The following is a 23,749-nucleotide window of genomic DNA, read 5'->3' on the forward strand; positions in this document are numbered from 1 at the left end:
AGAGCTTGTCAGCAATCCGGATGACTGAGTGCCAGATTTTCCGGTGCGGGCTGCGCGCATGGTGGCGGCCTGTGGCCGGCACGGGCCGGCCTCAACAGGACCTGGCACTCACCTTCAGTCGTTGCAAAATCTCCGCGTGCCGCGCGTCAAGCACGGTCCGGTCGGGCGCCAGGAACAGTGCCTCTCCCACACGGTCCTGTCCGTTCGCGAAGCGACGCACGGCAGCACCGGCAGGCATGTCCCAGGCAATCCCGGCAAGCCACGGCTCTGCCTTGAGCGAGGCTTCGCCGACCTCATCGAAAGCCAGCCGTCCAGTTGCCGGGCTCCCCAGCACGATCACGCCGGCAGCCGGCCCCATCGGCGTCTCCGGGGGCAGGATTTGCGGACGCAAGCTGCGGGGCAAGGCAAGCCGCACGGCCTGCGCGGGCAGGTCTGTACCGGTTGCGGCACGCACCAGCTTGCTCAGTGAATTGCCGCCCAGGCGCGGCGTCAGTTCCAGAATGACCGGACCATCGGGGCTGGCGACGAAATCGCAGTCGAAGGGCGAATCGGGCACCCCGAGATCGGCGAGAATGTCGGCGATCGCATCCAAAAGGCGCCGCCGGAAGTCCTCATCGAAACGGCCCGGCCACAGATGCCCCAGCGTCGCGACCAAAGGCGCGGGTGCTGTCAGCCTGTCGGTCACGACCGCAAGTGCGATCTCGCCACCGATCCAGAGCCCCTCGACGGTTCCCTGCGCGCCGGCGATGAACGTTTCCACCACAAAACGGCGATCCGGGCTGTAGGCAAGGGTCTGCGGCAGACGCTCCCCGATTTCGTCTGGTGCAACCACAAAGATGCCCTTGCTCCCGGACGAACGGGCCGGCTTGAGCACGTAGGCGTGCTCCGTCAGGGAAGCGGCATCGAAGCAATCCGGGTCCGCTTCGACCGCGCGCGGATGCGGCAGGCCCCGCCGGGCCTGATAGGCGCGGAAGCGCGCCTTGTCGGTCAGCGTCTCCGCGGCTTCCACGCCGGGGCCAGGAGAGCCGATCACACCGGCCACATAAGCCTGCGTCGGCACGGCGACATCGGTGCACGGCGCGATGACGCCGTCGACATTCTCCGCCAGGGCAAGTCGCGCCACCGCCTCACGGTCGGTCGTGTCGATGGAATGAAACGCGTCGGCAAGTGCTGCCCCTGGAACCTTGTCATTGCGATCCAGCGCAATGACATGCATGCCGAGGTTTCGGGCGGCCTGCAAAGCCGGAATCTGATAGGAGCCGGCGCCCAGCACGAGGAGCCGGGGGCAGCGTCCCGCCTCGGGGGACCGATCACTCATGATAGCGATCGACCGTGAAAGGCACCCGCCGGCCAGACAATTGATGATGAATCCGCGCGATATAAACGCCCATCACGAACATGCTGGCCAGCATGAAGGTGGAGAACAATGTCAGGGCAGTCACCGCGCTGGCCCAGCCGGGAACGCTGACGCCATGAAGGAAAATGGTGATGAACACCCAGGTCATCATCATCAACGCGAGCACCGATGCCAGCAGGCAGAAACCGGCGGTAAGATAAAGCGGCAGCGAGGAATAGCTGAACAGCAGGTTCGTCGCCAGAACCACGCTGCGCATCAGCGAATAGCTCGATGAGCCATGCTCGCGCTCGGCATGCCGCACCTCGACATTGGCGACGCGCGAGGCCTGATCGAGCAGGATGCACGTCACGTAGGGATACGGGTTCTGCGATTTCCTGGCCACCTCGACGAGGCTCTTCGTCATGGCGCGGAAGCTGGTCAGCTTCGTGGTCGCGGGCAGGCGGTATATGCGCCGGATGATTGCGTCGACCAGCTCTCCTCCACGATTGCGATAGCCGGCATGCCGCTTCTCGTCATAGGCTCCGATGACCAGATCATAGCCCTCGTCGAGCTTTCGCAGCAGCTTGGGAAGCTCTTCGGGCGGATGCTGCAGGTCGTCGTCCATGGTGACGATCACATCGCCCGTCGCGAAACCGAGCCCGCACAAAATGGCGTTGTGTTGGCCTGCGTTCTTCAGCAGGCGAACGATCTTGACCTGCGCGGGGTATTGCTCGTGGAGTCGCGTCAGGGCCGGCCATGTAACGGTATCCGGGCTGCAGTCATCGACCAGGATGATCTCACATTCTTCCGTGCGACCGGCAAAGACGGCGAGAAGGCTCGCGACGAGCTTGTCGATGAAGGCAGCGCTCCCGTAGGTCGGTACGACGACGCTGACTTTCCGGGCGCCGGCCTTGACTGCCTTCTCGTCCGGCGCTGTAGTTTCGGGCGTGGGCGAATGCTGCATGTCAACCTGCCCTCGTCGCCGCCACGCCCTTGTAGTCGCCCAGTCCAAGCCATTGACCGCCGGCCGCGAGCAGGGCCTGGCCTGCATAGTATCCGGTGACGGTAAGAGGGCGCGGCCAAGCGGCCAGACAAAGCGGCAGGCGTGCCGGCCAGAAGTGCAGTTCCTTGCGGGCATCGACGCGAAATCCGTTGCGCGTCAGGATGTCGGCGTAACCGGCCGTCGTCAGCCTCAAGACGCGCGACAGGAAGGAATCGTGAAACGGCTCGACCACGATGAAGCGTCCGCCCGGTTTCAAAGCCCTATGGACGAGGCGCACGATGGTCTCGACATCTGCGGGCGTCTTGCAGGCCACGGTCAGGTTGCCGATGGCTGCGACGACATCGAAGGTGGAAACCTCCGAAATATCGAACGACGACTGCACGCGATACCGGATGCTGCTTGACGGGTCCTGCGCTTTTGCGATCCGGATCGTCTCCTCCGCGAAATCGAAAGCCTCGACGGCCGCCCCCTGTGAGGTCAGATGCCGTGACAAGCGACCGGTACCGCATCCCATGTCCAGTATGTGAAGGCCCTTGGGGTCCCCGATCGCCTTGTCGATGAAGGCGAACTGCTCGCGTTCATAGCAGGCGTTGAGCGCCTGATTCTTCCACATGGAAACCGCGGAACCGTCATAGTTGCGCGCCTTCTCGTTCCAGAAGTCGGCCTGGCTGTAGACATCGGCGCGCTGGTTGCGGCGCGACAGCATATTGCTGAAACTGTCGCCCATTACGCGGCCTCCAGTTCAGTGAGCACATTGATCATTGTCTCGATTTCCATCGGAGTAAGGGCGGCATCGAAAGGAAGATTGAGCACACCGGCGGCAATGGCGTGGGCCGACACATGTGCCGTAGGCGCGGCGATTTTCGTAAAGCTGAAGCCGAAATCCATCCCCTTGCCGACGCCCCGTTCATAATAATTCATCTTCTCGTCATAGCAAAGAACCGGAAAGCGGATCGGCACCCATTCGGAGCCCGCATCCTCGGGCGGCAGCGCGACCTTGCGAAGATGCTGCAAGCGGCTTCTCAACAGTTGGTAATTCGCTCTCCGGCGGCGGATCGTATCCTCGAAGCCGTCCAGTTGCGGCAACACCACCTGTGCCTGCCAGTCGGCGAACCTGTCCAGATAGACTTGCGAAGGTGTGGTCCGGAGTTCACCGGATTCGGCAGTCGCGCGGCCTCTCCAGGCAAAGTTGAGCGTGTGGAATGCCTTGTAGAGGAGGGGATTTCGCAACCCCACCAGAACGAACGCCGCCCCGATCAAGGCCATCTTGCGCATCACCGACATGGTGCGCAGCTCGCCTTGCGCGACGTTCTGCGCACGCCGGAACAGGTCCGGGTCGGCGGTCGCCAGAAAGCCGCCCTTGAGCGGTGCATTCACGAGTTTGGTGGTGTCGAAACTGCCGAAGCAGGCAGCGCCGAATGTACCGGCAAGGCGACCGTTGACGCGCGTGCCGAACGCGGCGGCAATGTCTTCATAGACCGTCACGCCAGCCGACCGGCACGCATCGGTCATCGCCTCGATCGGCGCGCCGAAACCGTATTGATGGGTGGCGATATATGTCCTCCCATCCTGAAGATGCGGTGCGAGGTCATCGACGCTTTGATTGTATGACAGGCTGCCATGTTCGGCGAAAATCGGTTGCTTTCCTGCAAGAAGCGCGGCCTCGGCCACTGCCGAGCAGGTATAGGACGGGATGAGGACCTCGGCCCCTGGCGTGGCTTTCAGCAGGATATAGAGGGCGCCCCGACCGGACGGGGTGAGCAGCACGTAGGGCAGACCAAGAATATCGCGAAGACGTTCGGCGACCTCCGCAGAAGCCGGCCCGGGATCACGCGATTTCGGCGCGGCCTTCAGTAGGTCCTTGAAGCCATAGTTGGGTCTCGCGCGTGGGATCATGACGCAGCCTCAGCGGGCATCGGAAGCGGATGGCGGCGACGCATGTATGGACATATCCTGACGGCGCATCTCAATCCGGTTTATCCCTGCCCGCATCTCCCGGCTCCTGTCATCGACCGCGCGGCTCGGAGGAAGACAAGGCGTAAGGGCTCGCAAGCCAGTGGGCAATCCCCAGGGCGATGGCGATCAGCGAAAGGAAACGCAGGATGAGCGCAGCCGACAAGCCCTGCTCCGGCGAAAACCCGCTTTGCACCACAAGGGACATTATCGTGATCTCGGAGATGCCGGCCCCGCCGGGAATTGCCGTCAGCACGATGGCGAAGGTGACCATTCCGACCATGAACATGGCGGCTGGAAACGAAATGACGACATCTATGGCCATCAGGCCGGCGCGCCAGATGAATGCCGTGAGCAGCCAGCACAGCAGGGTCGTGAGGAAAACGCTCAGCGCTGCATAAGGACGCTCTGCCATCATGCGAAAGGCGCGCATGGCATCGGCGAGCGCACCGGGTGCAAATCTGCGACCCAGTGCGACTGCGACCAGCAATCCGACAGGGATCGCCACACACAGGACCACCGCCACGAATGTAACAGGCATGTCTGTCCGCACCATGAACAGGCCCGCCAGCGCCGTCAGCAGAAGCAACACGAGAACATCGGCTATCCGCTCGATAGCGAAGCCACTCGCCCCCGTCGCGATCGTCATGCCGTGATGAGCCTTGGCATGAGCCACCTTGAGAGCTTCCCCGAGCTGCATCGGCGTTATGACGGCCAGCCCCAGCGAAACAGCCGTCGAAACATAGGTCGGCAGGAAGCGGGGCCGCGCGCCCAGCGTGTCCAGCACGGTGAACCAGCGGACGGCGCGCATGAGCCACACGAGAAGCAGCAGCAGCGGCAGTTCCACCAGCACGATCCACGGATCGGCATTGCCGAGATTGGCAATCACGGCATTGATGTCGATCGCATGAAAGGTCCATGCAACGATGACGGCCAGGCACGCCGCACCGATCAGCAGCTTTGGCCAGCCAGGTCCGCGTCTGGTTCCATGCGAGCCGGCATCGCTCATGTTCGCGTGCCGGTCATGACGCAATGCGTGTAGGGAAACGAGTTCAGGTCGTGATGCACTGAATGCTCGATGCCTGAAAAAACCCGTCGGCCTATCGCTTCATAGGCAGCCGGAGGGCGGACATATCTGCCGCGGTCCATCTTCAGCAGCAGCCGCGCGATCGGATTTTGGCCTGGTACGAATGCGCCGTCACAGGTGACCAGGCGGCCGCCTGGCTTCAGCGCTTCATGCGCGACACGGAACAGCAACTCCGCTTCCCTGTCGTCGAGGTGATGCAGGACGCCGATCGCCATCACGAGATCGAAGGGCTCGAACTCCCGCGCGGCCTCGGCCGTCAGTGCGCGGTGGTGGAACGCGCCGCGCGAGCCGTGAATGCGGCGGGCATCCTCGATATACCGCTCGCTGAGATCGAAACCCACATAGGTGACGCCAGCCGGCAGATGCGGAAGCAGCGCCGCCGTTCCGCACCCGATATCCAGAACCCTGTCGCTCGCGCCGGGGCGCAGAAACCGGTCGACAAAGTCCCGCTTTCTCGCGTGAGGCGCTGCCAGCCGCGAATGCATGCCATATGCGGCCGGGCTCTCGAGCAGGGCACGCGGATCGAGCTTTCCAAAAGGTTTCATGGTCGACATCTATCCCAATAGCCGCCGGCTGAACAGCGGCGGGCGGTCAGGCCTTGTCCGCCGCGATGAGCGGATAGACATGGTTCCTGACGGTAGAGATGACATGGTCCTGTTCCGCCTCGGACAGTCCGGGAAAAAGCGGCAGGGTCAGGGTTTCTTCCCCCCACTGCCAGGAAACCGGCCAACTCTCGGCCGAACCTGCAAGGCGGGTCTTGTAGAAACTCATTTCCGGGACACTGCGGTAATTGACCGTCACGCTCACGCCGGCCTCGTTCAGCCTGGCGATGGCGGCATCGCGCGCGCCGTTGCCTACCCCGATAACGAACAGGTGCTCGGCACTGACGGCGGTGTCGACCTGCTCCACCAGCCGCAGCGGTCCGCCTGCGAAGGCAGCGCGATAGCGGTCCGCCAGCCTTTTGCGTTCGGGCAGCCGTTCGTCGATCGTCGAAATCTGGTGCGGAAGCAGGGCGGCAAGCAAATCGGGAAGATTGGCCTTGGTACCAAGCCGGTTCATGTCCCAGTGATTGTAGCGACCACCGCTGAACCGGTCGACCGCGATGGCCGACATGCCGTGCAGTCGCGTTTCCAGGGTCTTTCGATAAAGATCCTCGGAGTTGAAAATCGCGGCCCCGCCTTCACCGCAGGTCACGTTCTTCGTGGCGTAGAAAGAAAAGATCGCCACATCCGAATGGCGTCCCGGCCGATAGCCATCGCGCGTGCCTTCGAAGCAATGCGCGCAATCTTCGATAAGGACCGGCTCGCCCCCTGCCGGACGGGCGCGACGGAGCGCGGCCCTGATGCCCTTCATGTCGCACATCTGACCGTAGATATGGACAGGCATGACCGCACGGGTCCGTGGCGTGACGGCCTTTTCCACATGCTCGGGCGTCATCAGGAGGGTGCGCGGATCGACATCCACGAACACCGGCGTACCCCCGGCCAGATGCACCACATTCGCACTGGCGATGAAAGTCATGGCCGGAACGATCACCTCGTCGCCCGGCTGAAGGTCCATGGCCAGCAGCACGGCTAGCGCGCCATTTGTCCAGCTATTGACCAGAAGCGCATGCGGCACCGTGAAATAGCTCTCAAGCTGTCGCTCGACGGATGAACAGACCTTGCCGGTCGTCAGGAACGGGGTGGCGAGCACTGCGGCGACAGCGCTGGCATCGGCCTCACTCAACGCATGACGATAGAAATCGACCTTCATGGGGATAGAACCTTGTTGGAGGAGGTGCACTCAGATGAAACGCGAATTGTCCAGTTGCTCGACGATCCCGATGATTTCGTCATCGAACTTCCTGCGCGGCGACCAGCCGAGCCCCCGCAGCCTGGAATCGTCGAGGCTGTACCTGACATCCTGGCCGGAGCGATCCGCAACCGAAACGAACGCTGCGTTCTCGCTGATTCCGAGCACGCCGGCGATGCGGCGCAGCACATCGATGTTCCGGCGCTCTTCCGTACTGCCGATATTGTAGATCTGGTTCCTGCTGCCCTTCTCGATCACCGTCAATATGCCGTTGATGGTGTCATCGACATGCAACCACGACCGGATGTAGCTGCCATCACCATGCATGATCGCGGGCATGCCGCGCTTCATCCGCCAGGCGCTTTTGGGGATAAGCTTTTCGGGATATTGGTGAACGCCGTAATTGTTGGTCGGGCGCACGATGTTCCAGCTTACCGAATAGGTCCTGCCCCAGCTTTGGACCAGCATGTCGGCCGCCGCCTTCGTCGCGGCATAAGGATTGGACGGAACGAGCGTATCGGTTTCGGTATGCGAGCCGTCGCGAATGTCTCCGTAAACCTCGTCTGTGCTGATCTGAATGAAAAGCGGACGCTCCCGCTCATGCTTCAGGCGCACGAGTTCAAGACATCTTTGAACACCCAGGAAATTGGTTTCGCAGAACCTTTTGGCGTTTGTGATTGCGTTATCTACATGGCTTTCGGCTGCAAAATTAACGAAGATGTCGCATTCCGGCAGGAAATCCAGATTGCATATATCCGACTCGTAGAAGCGGTAATTCTTGAACTTGGAAAATTCCGCATTCACACTGCGATCGGCGGCATAGCTGATGCAGTCGATGTTCTTCACAAATCGACCATCTTCCAGGCATCTTCGAACGAAGTGCTTGCCGATGAATCCCAACCCGCCGGTTACGACGATAATTTCTGCACCGCTCACAGTCTTCGATTCCCCCTCGTGGCGCCCCACCTCGTTCCGGCCAACTTACTATGACCATCGCACACGGAGCACAAACTTTATCAGCGATTCCCTGATCGACACGCCTTTAGCACCCCCGGCATCGAGATTGCGACAGTTTCCTCCGGTTCATTCAAGCAGGCTCCACATCGAGCTTCCTGAAATTCGAGTTGCCTGCCGCCGGCACACCCTCTAGGAAAACGGCTTCTCGTGCCGGCATCTTTGCTCGTCGGCCACATCCGGGCATAGGATGTCAGAACCTTCGGCCCCTACATCCGGTCAGCAATGAGTGGGAAATGTTTTCAAGCTCTCGCGCAAGCGCCCTGTTTCCCCAAAAATCCGATCACTACCGCCTGGAAGGCGCCGAAGACGGCACAAAACCGCAAACGGCAACGCATACGGCGCAACGTTTGTGCTGGATATTGGCGTCACTTGCCAGCCTGGCGATCATCCTGGGAGCGCTTTACATCGTCGATCGCGGCTTCGACATTACCGACGAGGCCTACTATCTGTTCTGGATTTCCACGCCCGGAGAGTATCTGTATTCGGGCACGATGTTCGGGCATCTGCTCGAGCCCTTCATGGCTCTCGCAGGCGGCGACATCGCCACCCTTCGGCGGCTTTCTCTTGTACTGCTGGTGATAATTTCCGGGGCCGGCTGGTTTGCCTGGAAGCCTGAAGCGTCCGCTTCTCTGCTTTCCAGCGCCACAATCGCACTCTGTTTGAGCGCCTTTTCTCTTTTCCTGCAGGGCAATTTGTGGATCCCCACGCCATCCTACAATGCGCTCGCAATATTCGCGGGCTTCGCGCTGTTTGCGGCATTGGGCCTGTTGGCGCGCGATGCTGCCCGGCCGGCCGCAGCGCTTCTGGCCGGGTTTGCTGGGCTCTGCTCGTTTGCGTCGCGCCCCAGCGCTGGCGCCGCCTTTGCCGCGATTTACGCCGCCGCCATCATCGTCTCCGCCAGATCTCCGCGGCAGGCGCTGCGCGACTTCCTGGCGGCCGGCGTGGCGACACTGCTTCTCGGCATTCTGTTCGGCCTGCTGATTGTCGATCCGGCCGCCATATGGCGGCAGTATCAGCAATTCTCCCTGCTCTGGATGGGATCAGGCGAACTCTCGTCACAACTGGGCAAACAGTTGCACCGCTTTGCGACGTCACCATCGAGGGGAGCGCTCCTGGTCGCCGGCTTCGGGTTGATCGGTCTGGCCCTTGTCATCCGGCGACTTGCCCCATCCGTCGCCAAACGCGGCGTGGTGGCGCTCGCCGTCCTCTACCTTCTGATCGCATGCGCTCTGATAGTTTCGATTGAGCACCACCTGAACTATCCCATCCTCCTGATCATGCTGGCGACCTGCAGCGCCATCGCGATCATCAGCATTGCGATAGTGCTGGACTCCAACCGTCCAGCCCACCCTTATGTGGTCCTGGCGCTGGCATTGCTGATCCCCTTCGTCGCGCAACTGGGCACGGGCAGCGACATCACCAGGGCGGCCTTCAATTCCCTGGGAATAACGGCTGTCGTAGTGGTCGTTTCCACGGCCAGGGCTTTCGGGAGGAACGTGGCAGCCATTCCGGCACTCTGCTTTGTGGTGATGCTCGCTTGCACCTTGTGGGCCAGCCTCGCCAAGCCCTACCGGCTGCCCGCCGATATCTGGTCGCAATCCACCGCCTTCGCGTTTCCGCGGCATGGCACGCTCCTGCTCGACAGCGGCACGCATGCCATGCTGAGCACGATACGTGACGCCGCCGTCCTGCACGGCTTTGCCGAAGATACGCCTGTGCTCGATTTCACGGGACAAAGCCCCGGCATTGTCTTTGCCATGGGAGGATCGGCGCCGGGAACACCGTGGCTGGTCGGCGGATACCAGTGGTCGGATCGCCAGCTCGTTGCCATACTGGACTCGCTCAGCGAGGAGCAACGCCGCAATGCATGGATATTGTGGGGAGAAAACCGGCGGGCCGTCAGTCGCGATCGCTTGCGCGAACTCGGATTTGACCTCGAGACGGGCTATTCACTGGTGACGGAAGTGCCGCATTCAATTCAGAAATGGCGGATCGGCGTCTACGCACCGCTGCACGGCGACAAGCAATAGAACACCGCCCCGAACCGAAGACTGGCCAGCGAAAAGCGGAAACCGGTTTTCGCTGACGCGCGCCTTGCACTCGGGATTATATCCTGATGCCTCGGGCGCACCGCTTGAGAGCGATGCGCCACAGGTTTGGCTGGGCAATCAGGCGGCGCCGACGGTCTTCGACTTCTCGAAGCGCTTGCGCTCGTTCGGGTCGAGATACATCTTGCGCAGGCGGATCGACTTCGGCGTCACCTCGACCAGTTCGTCGTCCTGGATCCAGGACAGCGCGCGCTCCAGCGTCATGCGGATCGGCGGGGTCAGCTTCACCGCCTCGTCCTTGCCGGCGGCGCGGATGTTGGTGAGCTTCTTGCCCTTCAGCACATTGACCTCGAGGTCGTTGTCGCGGCTATGGATGCCGATGATCATGCCCTGATAGACCTTCACGCCGGCGTCAATGACCATCGGGCCGCGGTCTTCGAGGTTGAACAGCGCATAGGCAACCGCCTCGCCCTGATCGTTCGAGATCAGGACGCCGTTGACACGGCCGGGCAGCTCGCCCTTGTAGGGCTCATAGGCGTGGAACAGGCGGTTCATCACCGCCGTGCCGCGCGTGTCGGTCAGGAGTTCCGACTGGTAGCCGATAAGGCCGCGCGTCGGCGCATGGAAGACCAGACGCTGGCGGTTGCCGCCCGAAGGGCGCAGTTCCGTCATATCGGCCTTGCGCTCCGACATCTTCTGCACGACGACGCCGGCATGTTCCTCGTCCACGTCGATGACGACTTCCTCGATCGGCTCGAGCAGCTGGCCGTTCTCGTCTTTCTGCATGACGACGCGCGGACGCGACACGGCAAGCTCGAAGCCTTCGCGGCGCATGGTTTCGATCAGCACGGCAAGCTGCAGTTCGCCGCGACCGGAAACGTAGAAGCTGTCCTTGTCGGCCGATTCCTCGATCTTCAGCGCGACATTGCCCTCAGCCTCTTTCAACAGGCGGTCGCGGATGACGCGGCTGGTGACCTTGTCGCCCTCGGTGCCCGCCAGCGGCGAGTCGTTGACCAAGAAGGACATGGTGACGGTGGGCGGGTCGATGGGCTGGGCCGCCATCGGCGCGGCGATGGCCGGATCGCAGAACGTATCTGCGACGGTGCCCTTGGAAAGCCCGGCAATGGCGACGATATCGCCGGCCTGCGCTTCCTCGATGGGCTGGCGGTCGATGCCGCGGAAAGCGAGGATCTTGGAGACGCGGCCATTTTCCAGCAGCGTGCCGTCATGGTGCAGCACCTTGACCGGCTGGTTCGGCTTCAGCGTGCCGGCCTCGATGCGGCCGGTGATGATGCGACCGAGGAACGGATTGGCCTCCAGGATGGTGCCGATCATGCGGAACGGACCCTCCGCGACCTTGGGCTCCGGCACATGCTTGAGCACGAGGTCGAACAGCGGCGCGAGCCCCTGATCCTTCGGGCCTTCCGGGTTTTCGGCCATCCAGCCGTCACGGCCCGAGCCGTACATGATGGGGAAGTCGAGCTGCTCGTCAGTGGCGTCGAGCGCTGCGAAAAGGTCGAACACCTCGTTGATGACCTCGTTGTGACGGGCATCGGGACGGTCGATCTTGTTGACCGCGACGATCGGCTTGAGGCCGACCTTGAGCGCCTTGCCGACCACGAACTTGGTCTGCGGCATCGGGCCTTCAGCGGCGTCCACCAGCACGATGGCGCCATCGACCATGTTGAGGATGCGCTCCACCTCGCCGCCGAAATCGGCGTGGCCGGGCGTGTCGACGATGTTGATGCGCGTATCCTTCCATTCCACCGAGGTGGCCTTGGCCAGAATGGTGATGCCGCGTTCCTTTTCGATATCGCCCGAGTCCATCACGCGCTCGGCGACGCGCTGGTTGTCGCGCACGGAGCCGGATTGTTTCAGGAGCGCATCGACCAGCGTCGTCTTGCCATGGTCAACGTGCGCGATGATCGCGATATTGCGGAGTTTCATATGGGTTCCGAGGAGGGTTGGCGGGCGCCGGAAAGGCGACGCCCCGCGTTTCACTTGCGCGCGCTCTTACATGGTTTTTCGCAAATGCGAAAGAGGCGCACGCAAAACGGCCCGCCGAAACGGGCCGCAGACATGCGAAAAAATCATCCGGACCGGGCGGCGGAACTGGCGGTCAGACGAGCCCGCGCTTCTCCATCATGGCGTCGGCCGTCGGCATCTTGCCGCGGAAATGCGTGTAGAGCTCTTCCGGATCGGCCGAACCGCCGGCCGAATAGATGTATTTGCGCAAACGCTCGGCCATGGCCGGATCGAAGGCATTGCCGGTCTCCTCGAAGGCCGAGAAAGCGTCGGCATCGAGCACTTCCGACCACATGTAGGAATAATAGCCGGCCGAATAGCCCTCGCCCGAGAACACATGCTGGAAATGCGGCGTGCGGTGGCGCATGGCGATGGTGTCGGGCATGTGGAGCGCCTTCAACGTCTCGGCCTCGAAGGCAAGCGGCTGGCTCGGCGCATCGGCGCGCGCGTGATAAGCCATGTCGACCAGCGCCGACGCCGCGAACTCGACCGTCGCGAAGCCCGCGCCGAAGGTTTTTGCCGCCAGCATCTTGTCGAGCAGCGCCTTGGGCATGGGCTCGCCGGTCTTGAAATGCAGCGCATGCTTTTCCAGCACCTGCGGGACGGTCAGCCAATGTTCGTAGAGCTGCGAGGGCAGTTCCACGAAATCGCGCGAGACGGAGGTGCCCGACACGGACGGCCAGGTGACTTCGGTGAGCATACCGTGCAATGCATGGCCGAATTCGTGGAACAGGGTCCTGGCCTCGTCCAGCGACAGCAGAGCCGGCTCGCCTTCGGCGGGTTTCGCGAAATTCATGATGTTGTAGATGATCGGGCTGGAGCCCTTGCCGAGCTTGTAGCCGGATTGCAGCGAGCTCATCCACGCGCCCGAGCGCTTGGACGAACGCGCGAAATAATCGGCCAGGAACAGGGCGCGATGGCTGCCGTCGGCGTTCTTCACCTCAAAGAGGCGCACATCCGGATGCCAGGCGGGAATGCCCTTCTTTTCCACGAAGCTGACGCCGAACAGGCGGTTGGCCACGTCGAAACAGGCATCGATGACGCGCTCAAGCTGGAGATACGGCTTCAGCTCGGCCTCGTCGAAGGCGTATTTTTCGGCGCGCAGCTTCTCCTGGTAGAAGCGCCAGTCCCAGGCGGCGAGCTTGTCGTTGGAGCCGGAGGCGGCGGCGATGCGCTGCAGTTCCGCCTCATCGGCCGCCGCCTTCTCGCGCGCCTTGTCCCAGACCGGCTCCAGCAGCGCCATCACGGCCGATGGCGTCTTGGCCATGGTGTCGTCGAGCTTCAGCGCCGCATAGTTCTCGTAGCCGAGCAGCCTTGCCTTTTCGGCGCGCAGCGCCAGCGTCTTCGCCACGATCCCGCTATTGTCAGTATCGCCGCCATTCTCGCCGCGCATGATGAAAGCCCTGTAGGCCTTTTCGCGCAGGTCGCGGCGCTCGGAGAAAGTGGTGAAGGGCTCGTAGATCGAGCGCGACAGCGTCACCGCATAACGGCCCTTCTGGCCGCGCGCCTCGGCGGCCTGCGCCATGGCGCTTTTGACAAATTCCGGCAGGCCGGCAAGAGCATCCGCGTCGAGGAACAGCGCCCAGTCGGCCTCGTCGGCCAGAACGTTCTGGCCGAAATGCGCACCCAGCCCGGCAAGCTCCTCATTGATGCTTGCCAGCCGCTTCTTGCCCTCGTCGTCGAGCTTTGCGCCGGCGCGCACGAAGCCTTTCCATGTCCGTTCCAGCACGCGAAGCGTCTCGGCATCGAGACCCAGCGTGTCGCGGCGCCGATAGAGACCGTCGATGCGGGCGAAGAGCTTCGCATTCATCGAGATCGCCGAATAGTGCCGCGCCATCTTGGGCGAGATGTCGCGCTCCAGCGCCTGGATGGTCTTGTTGGTGTGAGCCCCTGCCCGGCACCAGAAGATGGCCGAGACGCGGTCCAGCGCATCGCCCGAAAGCTCCAGCGCGGCAAGCGTGTTTTCGACCGTGGGCTTGTCAGGATTGCCGGCGATCGCCCCGATCTCGGCCTCATGCGCCTTCAGAGCCGCCTCAAAGACCGGCGCGAAATCGCCATCGCCGATGCGTGAAAAATCCGGCAGGCCGAGCGGCCCGTTCCACAGCGTCAGCGGATTGCTCTTCAGATCGACGGCGATTTCGGAAGACATGGGCAGCTCTTTCTCTTGCGGACGGATGGTCGGCGGGGCCGGCACGAAACCGGCGGTCACGACCGATGTAAGGCGCGGTCCCGGCGCGCGCAACTCTTGACGCGGGCAGGAACATTTTATAAGGAACGCTTATAATAAGGTATCATTACTAATTTTATGGTCTACAAGGTCAACCCCGACAGCTTCGGGTTCCTGGTCACGGATGTGGCGCGGCTGATCCGCGCCGAGATGGACCGCCGTATCGGCGAGGCAGGTCTCGGCCTGACGCCCGCCGAAGGGCGCACGCTCTCGCATGCCGCCCGCGCCGGCGTCGTGCGCCAGAACGTGCTGGCCGAGCGCATGGGCGTGGAAGCGATGACGCTGAGTGCCGCACTCGACCGGCTGGAAGCGCAGGGGCTTGTCGAGCGGCAGCCCGATCCGACCGACCGCCGCGCGAAGCTCGTCCATGTCACCGAAAAGGCCGGCGAGATGCTGGAGCGCATGGCGCCCATCAGCGCCTCCATTCGCGCCGACGCGTCGCTGGGGATCACGCCACAAGACTGGGACCGCCTGCTCGACCTTCTCAAGACGGTGCGCGCCACGCTGTCGGCCGCCAAGTCCGAACCGGGCGCCAGGGAAGCCGCATCCGGATGAACATGCAAACGCCCCTCCAGCCGGCTGCGGTGATGAGCGAGCGCCGGGTGGCGCTGATCGGCGGCCTGATGGCGGCCATCGGGCCGATGTCCCTGTCGCTGTTCACGCCGGCCATGCCCGAGATCGTGCATGCCTTCGGCACCACGCAATCTGCGGTGAAAATGACGATGTCGCTGTATTTTGGCGGCTTCGCCTTTGCCCAACTCGCCTGCGGGCCGCTGTCGGATGCCTTCGGCCGCAGGCCGGTGACAGTCGCGTTCATGGCCATCTATCTGGCCGGCAGCATCTTCGCGCTGCTGTCGCCCACCATCGAGATGCTGATCGCGGCGCGCTTCCTGCAAGGCGTGGGCGCGGCAGTGGGCGTGGCGGTTTCGCGTGCTCTGGTGCGCGACCTCTTCACCCATGAGCGCTCGGCGCGCATCATGAACCTCATCGGTATCATTCTGGCCATCGGCCCGGCGGTTTCGCCCACGCTGGGCGGCTTCACCATGGAGCTGTTCGGCTGGCATGCCATCTTCCTGCTGATGGTGGCCATGGGCGGTCTGGTCGTGGCGGTGACGATGGTTTCCATGCGCGAGACGGTAATGCGCGATCCGTCGCGGCTGCGTCCGCGCCAGTTGCTCAAGAACTACGCCCTGATCCTGGGCACGCCCTATTTCACGCTCTCCAGCCTCGCCATCGGCGGCTCGGCCGGCGCGCTCTATGTGCTCGCCTCCGTGCTTCCCTTCGTGATGATGGAGCGCGTGGGGCTGACGCCGACGCAGTTCGGCGTGGGCATGATGATCCAGTCGGCGAGCTATCTGGTCGGGTCGCTGGTGCTGCGCCGCCTCATCGGCCGTTTCGGCGCTTTCCGGCTGGTTCCGGTGGGCCTCGTCTGCATCGGCGTGGCGAGCCTTGCGCTGGCGATCGGCCTGCGGCTGTTCGAGCCGAATTTCTACAACGTCATGGTGCCGGTGGGGGTCTACGCCTTCGGCATCGCCTATGTCATGCCGGCCATGAGCACGGCGGCCATGGCACCCTTCCAGAAGAATGCCGGCGCCGCCTCGGCCATGATGGGCTTTTTCCAGATGGGCGCGGGCCTGCTCGGCAGCGCCTGCGCGGCGATGGTGGCCGATACGGTCGTTGCCGTCGCGACCATCATTCCGATCATGGGCCTGATCGCCATCCTGTCCTGGGTGATCTGGCGCACACTCCCGGAGCCGCACCAGACGACCTCGCGACACCCGTAATGGGGCTGGAGCGGTCTCCCTTTTGACGAAGCCGTCGAGACCGCCCTATCCGCTTCCGCGCATTTGCGGCCGCAAAGCCGCTTCGCACCTTGTGCTGGAAGGCTCCGGGTCAGCCGGCCTCTGGCCGCTCGAAATCGCCGGTTTCCTTGTTCATCACCCACAACTCGCCGGTCGAGATATCGAACCATGCGCCGTAAATCGTGAGCCTGCCCTTGTCCTCGAGGATCTTCACGCAGGGAAAGGTGCGCAGATTGGCGATGGAATAGCGGATCGAGATGCGTTCAAGCGCCGTCTGGCGCTCGGTGGTGGTCATCATGCTGTTGCCTGCAACCGCTTCGGTTGCAGGCGCCAGAAGGCTCATCCAGCGGCCGATGAAATCGCCGGGCGAGAGCGGCTTCATCGCCGGGTCGAGCGCCGCCTTGATACCGCCGCAACGGCCGTGGCCCATGACGACGATGTTCTTGACCTTCAGCGCCTGCACGGCGAATTCCAGTGCCGCCGACGTGGCGTGAAACTCGCCATCGGGCTCGTAGGGCGGCACCAGATTGGCGACATTGCGCAGCACGAACAGTTCGCCGGGGCCGGCGTCGAAGATGGTTTCCGGGGCCGAGCGTGAATCGCAACAGGCAATCACCAGCGTGTCGGGCGCCTGCCCCTCTTGCGCCAGCCTTCGATAGCGGTCGCTTTCGACCTCGAAGCGGCCGTGCATGAAGTTGTGGTAACCTGTGAGAAGCTTCTCTGGGAGATGGGTCATGCGACGGCAATAAAACCAAAGCCGTCTCCAATCAACGCAATTGCGCGGGCTTCGGTGGATTTTACACCCGGATCGCGATCGGCAGGCCGTGCGCGTCCATGCCCGCGGGGTCCGGAAACGAGATCGCCTCGCCACGCGCGAAACGCGCCGCCACCAGCATCACCGCCGTTGCGTCCAGAAAATCGTCTTCCCCGGCCCCGCGCGGCGGCGGCATATCGAGAAAGGCGCGCGGCACGCCCTTGTCCTCCAGAAGCGCCTTGCGCTCGGCCATGCCTGCCGGATTGACGCGACCCTTGATCTTCTTGGGCAGCGCCATCGCCTGCCCGCCATTGAGCTGCCAGAACGCCACCTCCGGGTGGGATTCAATGACGCGGCCAATGAGTGCGGGCTGCTCGCGCAGCATTATGTCCAACTCGCGGATCCTGGAGAAAATGCCGAATGCCTGGATGGACACACCGCGCGACGGCAAGGAAGTGGCGCGAGCCACCGCGCTTGCCCTGCGATGGGCCTCATACCAGGTCTCCAGCGTCGTGAACCCGTTCGTATCGGCATAGACCGCCGCGCGCGAAGGGATGGAAAAGACGCTGGATTGCCGCGCGCCGAGAAGCGGCCGCACCAGCGCCTCGGGGCCACGCCCGCCGTAACCGGAAAACTCCGGCAGGCCGATCGGCATGTCCACGGCGATCGCCGCATCCTGCGGCAAATATGCGATGAGTTCGGCGAAGCTGGAGAACACGCGCGTTTCGGGCGTCGCTTCGGGTCGGCGCCATACCGCGACCCAACCGGCCTTGCAGCCATCCGCCCCGGCAACTGTACGTCCGGCCGGCGCTGCGGTCATGCGCGCTTGTTCCGCTCCGGCCGCAGCAGGCGGCTGAGATGGACCATGGCCATGGGGTGCGACAGGCTTTGGGCATCCGTTGCAAGCTGCAACTCGTCGCCGCCGCGCTTGGCCGTGCGCGCCAGGATCTCGAACACGGATGCGGTGGTTGACTGCAATGCCGCCTCCATCGTCTGGCCCGACAAGAGCCGCGCGAGGAACACCGCGCCGGTGAGATCGCCAAGCCCGTTGGGCGGACGCGGCACCGTGCGGTGCTCGGCCAGCAAGGCGGCGGTGGGCGTCACCAGCAGGTTGCCGGTGCTGCCCGCCATCATCGCCGGCGCGGACGTGACCAGCATGTTGGGCGGCCCCGCGCGCATGGCCGCCTCCATCACGGCGCGCTGGTCGGCAAGCTTTTCACCGACGATCCATTCCAGCTCGTAGCGGTTCGGAGTTGCGATGTCGGCCAGCGGCAGCAGCATGTCGCGCAGCGCCACCGCCAGCGCTTCGGGCACGTAGAGCCCGCCGAGATCGCCCATCACCGGATCGCAGACATAGAGCGCGCTGGGGTTCTTTGCCCGCACGGCTTTCACCAGCGAGGCCACCGCCGCCGCCTGCCCGGCATCGCCCAGATAGCCCGAGAGCACGCCCGCGACCTCGCCCAGCCAGGGCGCGTTTTCCAGATCCTTCATCAGCGCGGCGAATTGTTCCGGATCCGGTACAATACGCGTGGCGCGGCCATGTCCCGGATGCCAGGGCAGGATGACCGTGGGCACCGCCCAGACCGGATAGCCCAGCGTTTCCAGCGCGAAGACGGCGGCGCGGTTGCCCACCGATCCGCGGGCGACATGGCTGGAAACGACGATGACCGCGCGCGGCGTGCCGGCAATTTCGGATGTCATGGAATTCAAGCGCCTCGCAGCAGGAAGATCAAAAGCCAGAGCAGGAGCCCGGCACATATGAGAAGGCCGAGCACGCGGCCGATACGCGTGCCGATCTGTTCGATCCGGTCATCGGCATCGCCCGCCGTAACATGGTTGCGTGTCTTTCTGGCGACACGCGCCACGACAGACATGGCGCCGCTATCGGCCTCGCGCGACACGCGCTCGAGGATGCGTCGCGATTCCAGTGTCCTGTCCCGATCCCGTTCAGCCACGTTTCCGGCCTCGTTTACAGGCAACTGTAGCGTTTCGGACGTGGCATTGACAGCGCAAAGGCCGGGAATCAATCGCCAATTTCGTCTTGCCGCGCCTCGTTGCCATTTCCTCGCGCGAGGACTGTGCTACTTATGAGACGTTCGATCATGGACCATGGGGATATTAGATGTTCGCCCAGCGCAGTCTTTCGCTTCCGGCCTTGCGTGTCTTGCCGGCTTTCCTGCTCATGGCCTTCGTGCTGCCCTTGCTGGCAGGCTGCGGCTTCAACACCATTCCAACCAATGAGGAAAAGGCCAAGGCGGCCTGGAGCGAAGTGCTGAACCAGTACCAGCGCCGCGCCGACCTCATTCCCAATCTGGTCGAGACGGTGAAGGGCTACGCCTCGCACGAAAAGGAAACGCTGGATGCCGTGGTGGAAGCCCGCGCCAAGGCGACCCAGACCACATTGCCGCCCGAGGCGCTGAACGATCCGGAAAAGTTCAAGGCCTTCCAGGAAAGCCAGTCCGGCCTCACCAACGCGCTGTCGCGGCTGCTGGCCATCACGGAAAATTATCCCGACCTCAAGGCCAACCAGAATTTCCTTGCCTTGCAGGCGCAGCTCGAAGGTACGGAAAACCGCATCGCGGTGGCGCGGCGCGACTATATCGAGGCAGTGCGCGTCTACAACACGTCGCTGCGGACCTTCCCGACGATGCTCTGGGCAAAATTCTGGTTCACCGATGCCCAGCCTTTCCAGAACTTCACCGTGTCGGAAGACAAGATCGAAGTGCCGAAGGTGAACTTCAACTGACGCAGGCCCCGGCAGCATGACCAGGCCAGTCCGTATCGGAAATGTCGCGGCCACTCTGGCCGCGCTGGCGGCCCTTCTTTTCGTCGCCATGACGGCGTTGGCCGCCGGACTGCCGGCGCTGACCGGCCGTGTCGTCGACGATGCCGGCATGATGAGCCCTTCCCAGCGCGCGGCGCTGGAGCAGAAGCTTGCCGATTTCGAGAAGAGATCGTCCGACCAGATCGTGGTGGCAACCATCGACAGCCTCGACGGCGAGGCGATCGAGCCCTACGCCAACCGGCTGTTCCGCGCCTGGAAGCTTGGCCAGATCGGCGAGAACAACGGCATCCTGCTGCTGGTGGCGAAGGGCGACCGCAAGATGCGCATCGAGGTCGGCTACGGGCTGGAGGGCACGCTGACCGACCTGCATTCGCGCCTGATCATCGAAAACGACATGGTGCCGGCCTTCCGTGCCGGCGATTTCGCCGGCGGCATCGACAAGGCCGTCGACGACATCATCATGGTGCTGAACGGCAATGCCGAGGAGCTGGAGGCGCGTGCCAGGCGCAACCAGGAGCAAAGCAGCGGCATGGACTCCGAGGAGGTCGTGGCGCTGATTTTCTTCCTGCTGTGGGCCACGCTCTTCTTTGGCGGCTTCGCCATGGCCATCCTGCCGCGCATGTTCGGCCGCAAGATCGCGCCCGGCCGCTATCGCTGGCTCGGCATGGACTTCAACTACAGCAACCGTTCGCGCGGGTCGGGCGGCGGCTGGGTCGGCGGTGGCGGCTGGTCCGGGGGTGGCGGCGGCTGGTCGGGCGGCGGCGGCTTTTCCGGTGGCGGCGGATCGTCAGGCGGCGGCGGATCGTCGGGGAGCTGGTAAGATGGCAACGGTCAAAAGCAGCATCGCGGCTTCAGATCACGCCCGCATTGCCGAAGCCATCCGCGAGGCCGAGAAACGCACGGCCGGTGAAATCTACTGCGTGGTGGCCCGCGTCAGCGACAGCTATTTCTTCCCGGCCGCCTGCTTCGTGCTCGGGGCTATCCTGATTCTGAGCCTGCCAGCCGCCTTCGCGCTCGAATATTGGTGGATCAGCCTGCGGCTGCCGGTCTTCGTCGCCGCCCAGCTTCTGGCGGCGGCGGCCGCGCTGGCGCTGCTGTGGCTGGTGCCGGGAATCCGGCTTTGGTTCGTACCGCGCGGCCTGCGCTATCGCCGCGCCCACGACAATGCCATGAAGCAGTTCCTTGCCCGCAACGTCCATACGACCGCCGAGCGCACCGGCGTGCTGATCTTCGTTTCGCTGGCCGAGCGCTACGCGGCCGTGGTGGCCGACAGTGGCATCAACCTTCATGTGCCGCAGAAAGCCTGGGACGACATCGTGGCCGGGCTGGTGAACCATGCCGGGCAGAACAGGCTGGCCGAGGGCTTCGTCGCGGCGATCGCAGCCGTCGGCGCGCATCTGGAAACGCATTTCCCGATCCGCCCCGGCGACCGCAACGAACTCGACGACCATCTGGTGGAAATCTGAGCCGACCGCATTGAAGTCAAAAGCGTGCGAGGCGAATGCATCGCTTGCTTGCCACCGGCATGCGCGGGATTTATGGTTAACAAATCATGACGACGCTCTCCATAGATATTCGCCGGGCGGAACCTCGCGACGCCGATGCCATTGCCGATGTGCATCGTCTGGCATGGCAGGGCGCTTATGCCGGCATCATCCCGCATCGCGCGCTGACGGCGATGATCAACCGGCGCGGTGGCGCCTGGTGGTCCAATGCCATCCAGCGCGCGGCGACCGTGCTGGTCGTGGAGATCGGCGGCCGCGTTGCAGGCTATGCGACGGTAGGCCGCAACCGCGCCCGCGAACTGCCGCAACAGGGCGAGATCTACGAGCTTTACCTGCGGCCGGAATATCAGGGCATCGGGCTGGGCAGCCGGCTGTTTGCCGCCGCGCGCGAAAAGCTCGCCGCTCACGGCCTCAAGGGGCTGGTGGTCTGGGCGCTGGAGGACAATGACAACGCGCTGGCCTTCTATGCCGGCGCCGGTGGCCGCGATGTCGCCGAGGGTGTCGAGGTCTTCGACCAGAAGGCGCTGCGCAAGGTCGCCTTCGTCTGGGACTGATTTCACGGACATAAGCGCAAAAACGCAATTGTTGAGGCGCAAGGAGAGCTTGCACCTGTTGCGCGCAACGCCTTCGGGGGCTATTTGCTGGCCCGAAAAGGAGACCTCTCGCTCATGCGCATGGAAGCAATACCCACGGGCAAGAACCCGCCCGAAGACGTCAACGTCATCATCGAGGTTCCGGTCGGCGGCGAGCCGATCAAGTATGAGATGGACAAGGATGCCGGCACGCTCTTCGTCGACCGCTTCCTCTATACGCCGATGCGCTATCCCGGCAATTACGGCTTCGTCCCGCACACGCTGTCGGGCGACGGCGACCCGATCGACGTGCTGGTGTGCAACACCCGCGCGCTGATTCCGGGCTGCGTCATCAGCGTGCGCCCGATCGGCGTTCTGGTGATGGAGGACAATGCCGGCGAGGACGAGAAGGTGATTGCCGTGCCTTCCGCGCACATCACCCGCCGCTACGAGAACATCACCGAATACAACCAGCTTCCCGAGATCACCCTGCAGCAGGTGCAGCACTTCTTCGAGCACTACAAGGATCTGGAGCCCGGCAAGTGGGTGAAGATCGGCGGCTGGAAGGATTCCGCCCACGCCAAGAAGATGATCCTGGAAGCGGTCGAGCGCTACAACGCGCAGAAGGGCTGATCGCACCTTCCATCAGTTGAAAAAGGCCGGCCCACGCAGCCGGCCTTTTTCGTTGGTACTGAAGCATGTTGCAGCCAAGTGGGATCACTTGGCGTCGCACACATGCGGCAAATCAATCAGACAGACCGTGATGCCGTCCGAAGCCGCTTCGGTTCGGCATCATGGTCCAGAACTACGCCACGTCCAGTACGATCTTGCCGATATGGTCGCCTTCCTCCATGCGCTCATGCGCGCGCCAGGCCTCGCGCAGCGGGAAGATCATGTCCATGACCGGCGCGATCCGGCGTGTGGCCAGAAGCGGCCAGACCTGCGCCTCCAGCCCGGCGGCGATGCCCGCCTTGACCTCGACGGGGCGCGGCCGCAGCGTCGAGCCGGTATGCACCAGCCGCTTGAGCATGAGCCTGGAAAAATCGGCGCTGGCCACCGCGCCGCCCATCGTGGCGATCTGCACGATGCGGCCTTCCACCGACGCCGCGGAATAGTTGCGCGCGACATAGTCGCCGCCCACCATGTCGAGGATGACATTGGCGCCCTTGCCTCCCGTCACCTCCTTCACCACCGCCACGAAATCCTCCGTGCGGTAGTTGATGGCGCGGTCGGCCCCGAGTTTTTCGCAGGCCTCGCATTTCTCCGGCGTTCCCGCCGTCACGATGACGCGGGCGCCGAAAGCCTTGCCGAGCTGGATGGCGGTGGTGCCGATGCCCGACGTGCCGCCATGAACCAGCAGCGTCTCGCCGCTCTTCAGCCCGCCGCGCTCGAACACGTTGTGCCACACGGTAAAGAAGGTTTCGGGCAGCGCCGCCGCCTCGCTGAAGGTGAAGCCCTGCGGCAAGGGCAGCGCATTGGTGCCGTGCACGATCGCATATTCGGCATAACCGCCGCCCGGCGTCAGCGCGCAGACGCGGTCATCGACATTCCAGCGCGTCACGCCTTCGCCGACAGCCGCCACGACGCCGGCCACTTCCAGGCCCGGCAGGTCGGAGGCTCCGGGCGGGGCCGGATAGGCGCCCTTGCGCTGCAGCACGTCCGGACGGTTGACGCCGGCGGCCTTCACCTGAATGAGGATTTCGCCTGCCTCGGGGCGCGGCACGTCGCGTTGCTCGGGCTTCAGCACCTGCGGCCCTCCGGGGGTGGAAATCGCAACCGCCGTCATCTTGTCGGGTATTGAAGTCATGTTCCGTCTCTTCTCCCTCTCCTTGCGGACGCAG

The 23,749-nt window shown here is 63.5% G+C and carries 23 protein-coding genes; 8 read left to right on the forward strand and 15 right to left on the reverse strand.

From position 1 onward, the window contains the following. Window positions 1–91: 91 nt before the first annotated feature. From C7441_RS07970 to C7441_RS08005, 8 genes are all read right to left on the reverse strand, one after another. A complete protein-coding gene (locus C7441_RS07970) occupies window positions 92–1,318 on the reverse strand; it encodes an ATP-grasp domain-containing protein (protein ID WP_109612385.1) in 1,227 nt (408 codons plus the stop codon). Then, entirely contained in the window at window positions 1,311–2,300 is a 990-nt protein-coding gene (locus C7441_RS07975; RefSeq protein WP_170125043.1) for a glycosyltransferase family 2 protein, read from the reverse strand. Before C7441_RS07975 ends, C7441_RS07970 begins: the two co-directional genes overlap by 8 nt. A gap of 1 nt (window position 2,301) precedes the next feature. Next, the gene (locus tag C7441_RS07980) at window positions 2,302–3,066 is read right to left on the reverse strand and encodes a class I SAM-dependent methyltransferase (protein WP_109612387.1); all 765 of its coding nucleotides are present in this window, start codon (window positions 3,064–3,066) and stop codon (window positions 2,302–2,304) included. Continuing rightward, entirely contained in the window at window positions 3,066–4,235 is a 1,170-nt protein-coding gene (locus C7441_RS07985; protein WP_109612388.1) for a DegT/DnrJ/EryC1/StrS family aminotransferase, read from the reverse strand. The genes C7441_RS07980 and C7441_RS07985 overlap by 1 nt, the downstream gene beginning before the upstream one ends. A 109-nt stretch (window positions 4,236–4,344) precedes the next feature. Further along, a complete protein-coding gene (locus C7441_RS07990; RefSeq protein ID WP_109612389.1) occupies window positions 4,345–5,301 on the reverse strand; it encodes a lysylphosphatidylglycerol synthase transmembrane domain-containing protein in 957 nt (318 codons plus the stop codon). Then, on the reverse strand, window positions 5,298–5,924 hold the full coding sequence (locus C7441_RS07995; RefSeq protein ID WP_040693003.1) for a class I SAM-dependent methyltransferase: 627 nt from the start codon (window positions 5,922–5,924) through the stop codon (window positions 5,298–5,300). The genes C7441_RS07990 and C7441_RS07995 overlap by 4 nt, the downstream gene beginning before the upstream one ends. 46 nt (window positions 5,925–5,970) lie before the next feature. Beyond that, window positions 5,971–7,134, reverse strand: a complete 1,164-nt coding sequence (locus C7441_RS08000) for a DegT/DnrJ/EryC1/StrS family aminotransferase (RefSeq protein WP_109612390.1) — start codon at window positions 7,132–7,134, stop codon at window positions 5,971–5,973. Window positions 7,135–7,164: 30 nt separating this feature from the next. After that, window positions 7,165–8,139, reverse strand: coding sequence for a dTDP-glucose 4,6-dehydratase (locus C7441_RS08005; RefSeq protein ID WP_109612391.1), 975 nt, complete (start codon window positions 8,137–8,139; stop codon window positions 7,165–7,167). A 284-nt stretch (window positions 8,140–8,423) separates the two neighbouring features. Between C7441_RS08005 and C7441_RS08010 the strand changes: the two genes are divergently transcribed. Continuing rightward, entirely contained in the window at window positions 8,424–10,220 is a 1,797-nt protein-coding gene (locus C7441_RS08010) for a hypothetical protein (RefSeq protein WP_109612392.1), read from the forward strand. A 138-nt stretch (window positions 10,221–10,358) separates the two neighbouring features. On the opposite strand, the gene typA is transcribed toward C7441_RS08010, so the two are convergent. Together typA and C7441_RS08020 are read right to left on the reverse strand one after the other, a co-directional pair. Next, the gene (gene typA / locus C7441_RS08015) at window positions 10,359–12,185 is read right to left on the reverse strand and encodes a translational GTPase TypA (protein WP_019172835.1); all 1,827 of its coding nucleotides are present in this window, start codon (window positions 12,183–12,185) and stop codon (window positions 10,359–10,361) included. Between the two features lie 172 nt (window positions 12,186–12,357). Beyond that, entirely contained in the window at window positions 12,358–14,412 is a 2,055-nt protein-coding gene (locus C7441_RS08020; RefSeq protein ID WP_109612462.1) for a M3 family metallopeptidase, read from the reverse strand. 156 nt (window positions 14,413–14,568) lie between these two features. Between C7441_RS08020 and C7441_RS08025 the strand changes: the two genes are divergently transcribed. Together C7441_RS08025 and C7441_RS08030 are read left to right on the forward strand one after the other, a co-directional pair. After that, entirely contained in the window at window positions 14,569–15,045 is a 477-nt protein-coding gene (locus tag C7441_RS08025; RefSeq protein WP_109612393.1) for a MarR family winged helix-turn-helix transcriptional regulator, read from the forward strand. A 2-nt stretch (window positions 15,046–15,047) separates the two neighbouring features. Then, entirely contained in the window at window positions 15,048–16,274 is a 1,227-nt protein-coding gene (locus C7441_RS08030; protein ID WP_342353266.1) for a multidrug effflux MFS transporter, read from the forward strand. A gap of 109 nt (window positions 16,275–16,383) precedes the next feature. On the opposite strand, the gene C7441_RS08035 is transcribed toward C7441_RS08030, so the two are convergent. The 4 genes from C7441_RS08035 to C7441_RS08050 all read right to left on the reverse strand — a co-directional run bounded on the left by C7441_RS08035 (window position 16,384) and on the right by C7441_RS08050 (window position 19,001). Next, window positions 16,384–17,028, reverse strand: a complete 645-nt coding sequence (locus C7441_RS08035) for a carbonic anhydrase (RefSeq protein WP_109612395.1) — start codon at window positions 17,026–17,028, stop codon at window positions 16,384–16,386. A gap of 61 nt (window positions 17,029–17,089) precedes the next feature. Next, window positions 17,090–17,866 (reverse strand): DUF429 domain-containing protein, encoded by a 777-nt coding sequence (locus C7441_RS08040; protein WP_109612396.1) that lies wholly within the window; start codon window positions 17,864–17,866, stop codon window positions 17,090–17,092. Next, complete coding sequence (gene pdxY, locus C7441_RS08045) at window positions 17,863–18,747, reverse strand: pyridoxal kinase PdxY (RefSeq protein WP_109612397.1); 885 nt, start codon at window positions 18,745–18,747, stop codon at window positions 17,863–17,865. Before pdxY ends, C7441_RS08040 begins: the two co-directional genes overlap by 4 nt. A 5-nt stretch (window positions 18,748–18,752) precedes the next feature. Beyond that, entirely contained in the window at window positions 18,753–19,001 is a 249-nt protein-coding gene (locus C7441_RS08050) for a hypothetical protein (RefSeq protein WP_026060516.1), read from the reverse strand. A 167-nt stretch (window positions 19,002–19,168) separates the two neighbouring features. On the opposite strand from C7441_RS08050, the gene C7441_RS08055 reads away from it, so the two are divergent. From C7441_RS08055 to ppa, 5 genes are all read left to right on the forward strand, one after another. Further along, window positions 19,169–19,792, forward strand: a complete 624-nt coding sequence (locus C7441_RS08055; RefSeq protein WP_109612398.1) for a LemA family protein — start codon at window positions 19,169–19,171, stop codon at window positions 19,790–19,792. Between the two features lie 16 nt (window positions 19,793–19,808). Beyond that, complete coding sequence (locus C7441_RS08060; protein WP_109612399.1) at window positions 19,809–20,651, forward strand: TPM domain-containing protein; 843 nt, start codon at window positions 19,809–19,811, stop codon at window positions 20,649–20,651. Window position 20,652: 1 nt separating this feature from the next. Further along, window positions 20,653–21,297 carry a TPM domain-containing protein gene (locus tag C7441_RS08065; protein ID WP_109612400.1) on the forward strand — a complete coding sequence of 215 codons (645 nt, stop codon included), beginning with the start codon at window positions 20,653–20,655 and terminating at the stop codon, window positions 21,295–21,297. An 86-nt stretch (window positions 21,298–21,383) separates the two neighbouring features. After that, window positions 21,384–21,890: a GNAT family N-acetyltransferase gene (locus C7441_RS08070; RefSeq protein WP_019172846.1), complete on the forward strand. Its 507-nt coding sequence runs from the start codon at window positions 21,384–21,386 to the stop codon at window positions 21,888–21,890. Between the two features lie 114 nt (window positions 21,891–22,004). Beyond that, window positions 22,005–22,541 carry an inorganic diphosphatase gene (ppa, locus tag C7441_RS08075; protein WP_109612401.1) on the forward strand — a complete coding sequence of 179 codons (537 nt, stop codon included), beginning with the start codon at window positions 22,005–22,007 and terminating at the stop codon, window positions 22,539–22,541. A gap of 172 nt (window positions 22,542–22,713) precedes the next feature. Here ppa and C7441_RS08080 read toward each other — a convergent pair whose 3' ends face one another. Continuing rightward, the gene (locus C7441_RS08080) at window positions 22,714–23,694 is read right to left on the reverse strand and encodes an NAD(P)H-quinone oxidoreductase (protein ID WP_170125047.1); all 981 of its coding nucleotides are present in this window, start codon (window positions 23,692–23,694) and stop codon (window positions 22,714–22,716) included. Between the last annotated feature and the right edge of the window lie 55 nt (window positions 23,695–23,749).

This window comes from Pseudaminobacter salicylatoxidans, assembly GCF_003148475.1.
GTDB lineage: Bacteria > Pseudomonadota > Alphaproteobacteria > Rhizobiales > Rhizobiaceae > Pseudaminobacter > Pseudaminobacter salicylatoxidans.

Excerpts from the sequence above, each read along its gene's own strand:
- C7441_RS07970 (WP_109612385.1), bottom strand. The coding sequence starts at position 1,318 with ATGAGTGATCGGTCCCCCGAGGCGGGACGCTGCCCCCGGCTCCTCGTG.
- C7441_RS07975 (WP_170125043.1), bottom strand. The coding sequence starts at position 2,300 with ATGCAGCATTCGCCCACGCCCGAAACTACAGCGCCGGACGAGAAGGCA.
- C7441_RS07980 (WP_109612387.1), bottom strand. The coding sequence starts at position 3,066 with ATGGGCGACAGTTTCAGCAATATGCTGTCGCGCCGCAACCAGCGCGCC.
- C7441_RS07985 (WP_109612388.1), bottom strand. The coding sequence starts at position 4,235 with ATGATCCCACGCGCGAGACCCAACTATGGCTTCAAGGACCTACTGAAG.
- C7441_RS07990 (WP_109612389.1), bottom strand. The coding sequence starts at position 5,301 with ATGAGCGATGCCGGCTCGCATGGAACCAGACGCGGACCTGGCTGGCCA.
- C7441_RS07995 (WP_040693003.1), bottom strand. The coding sequence starts at position 5,924 with ATGAAACCTTTTGGAAAGCTCGATCCGCGTGCCCTGCTCGAGAGCCCG.
- C7441_RS08000 (WP_109612390.1), bottom strand. The coding sequence starts at position 7,134 with ATGAAGGTCGATTTCTATCGTCATGCGTTGAGTGAGGCCGATGCCAGC.
- C7441_RS08010 (WP_109612392.1), top strand. The coding sequence starts at position 8,424 with ATGTTTTCAAGCTCTCGCGCAAGCGCCCTGTTTCCCCAAAAATCCGAT.
- typA (WP_019172835.1), bottom strand. The coding sequence starts at position 12,185 with ATGAAACTCCGCAATATCGCGATCATCGCGCACGTTGACCATGGCAAG.
- C7441_RS08020 (WP_109612462.1), bottom strand. The coding sequence starts at position 14,412 with ATGTCTTCCGAAATCGCCGTCGATCTGAAGAGCAATCCGCTGACGCTG.
- C7441_RS08025 (WP_109612393.1), top strand. The coding sequence starts at position 14,569 with ATGGTCTACAAGGTCAACCCCGACAGCTTCGGGTTCCTGGTCACGGAT.
- C7441_RS08030 (WP_342353266.1), top strand. The coding sequence starts at position 15,048 with ATGCAAACGCCCCTCCAGCCGGCTGCGGTGATGAGCGAGCGCCGGGTG.
- C7441_RS08035 (WP_109612395.1), bottom strand. The coding sequence starts at position 17,028 with ATGACCCATCTCCCAGAGAAGCTTCTCACAGGTTACCACAACTTCATG.
- C7441_RS08040 (WP_109612396.1), bottom strand. The coding sequence starts at position 17,866 with ATGACCGCAGCGCCGGCCGGACGTACAGTTGCCGGGGCGGATGGCTGC.
- pdxY (WP_109612397.1), bottom strand. The coding sequence starts at position 18,747 with ATGACATCCGAAATTGCCGGCACGCCGCGCGCGGTCATCGTCGTTTCC.
- C7441_RS08055 (WP_109612398.1), top strand. The coding sequence starts at position 19,169 with ATGTTCGCCCAGCGCAGTCTTTCGCTTCCGGCCTTGCGTGTCTTGCCG.
- C7441_RS08060 (WP_109612399.1), top strand. The coding sequence starts at position 19,809 with ATGACCAGGCCAGTCCGTATCGGAAATGTCGCGGCCACTCTGGCCGCG.
- C7441_RS08065 (WP_109612400.1), top strand. The coding sequence starts at position 20,653 with ATGGCAACGGTCAAAAGCAGCATCGCGGCTTCAGATCACGCCCGCATT.
- C7441_RS08070 (WP_019172846.1), top strand. The coding sequence starts at position 21,384 with ATGACGACGCTCTCCATAGATATTCGCCGGGCGGAACCTCGCGACGCC.
- ppa (WP_109612401.1), top strand. The coding sequence starts at position 22,005 with ATGCGCATGGAAGCAATACCCACGGGCAAGAACCCGCCCGAAGACGTC.
- C7441_RS08080 (WP_170125047.1), bottom strand. The coding sequence starts at position 23,694 with ATGACGGCGGTTGCGATTTCCACCCCCGGAGGGCCGCAGGTGCTGAAG.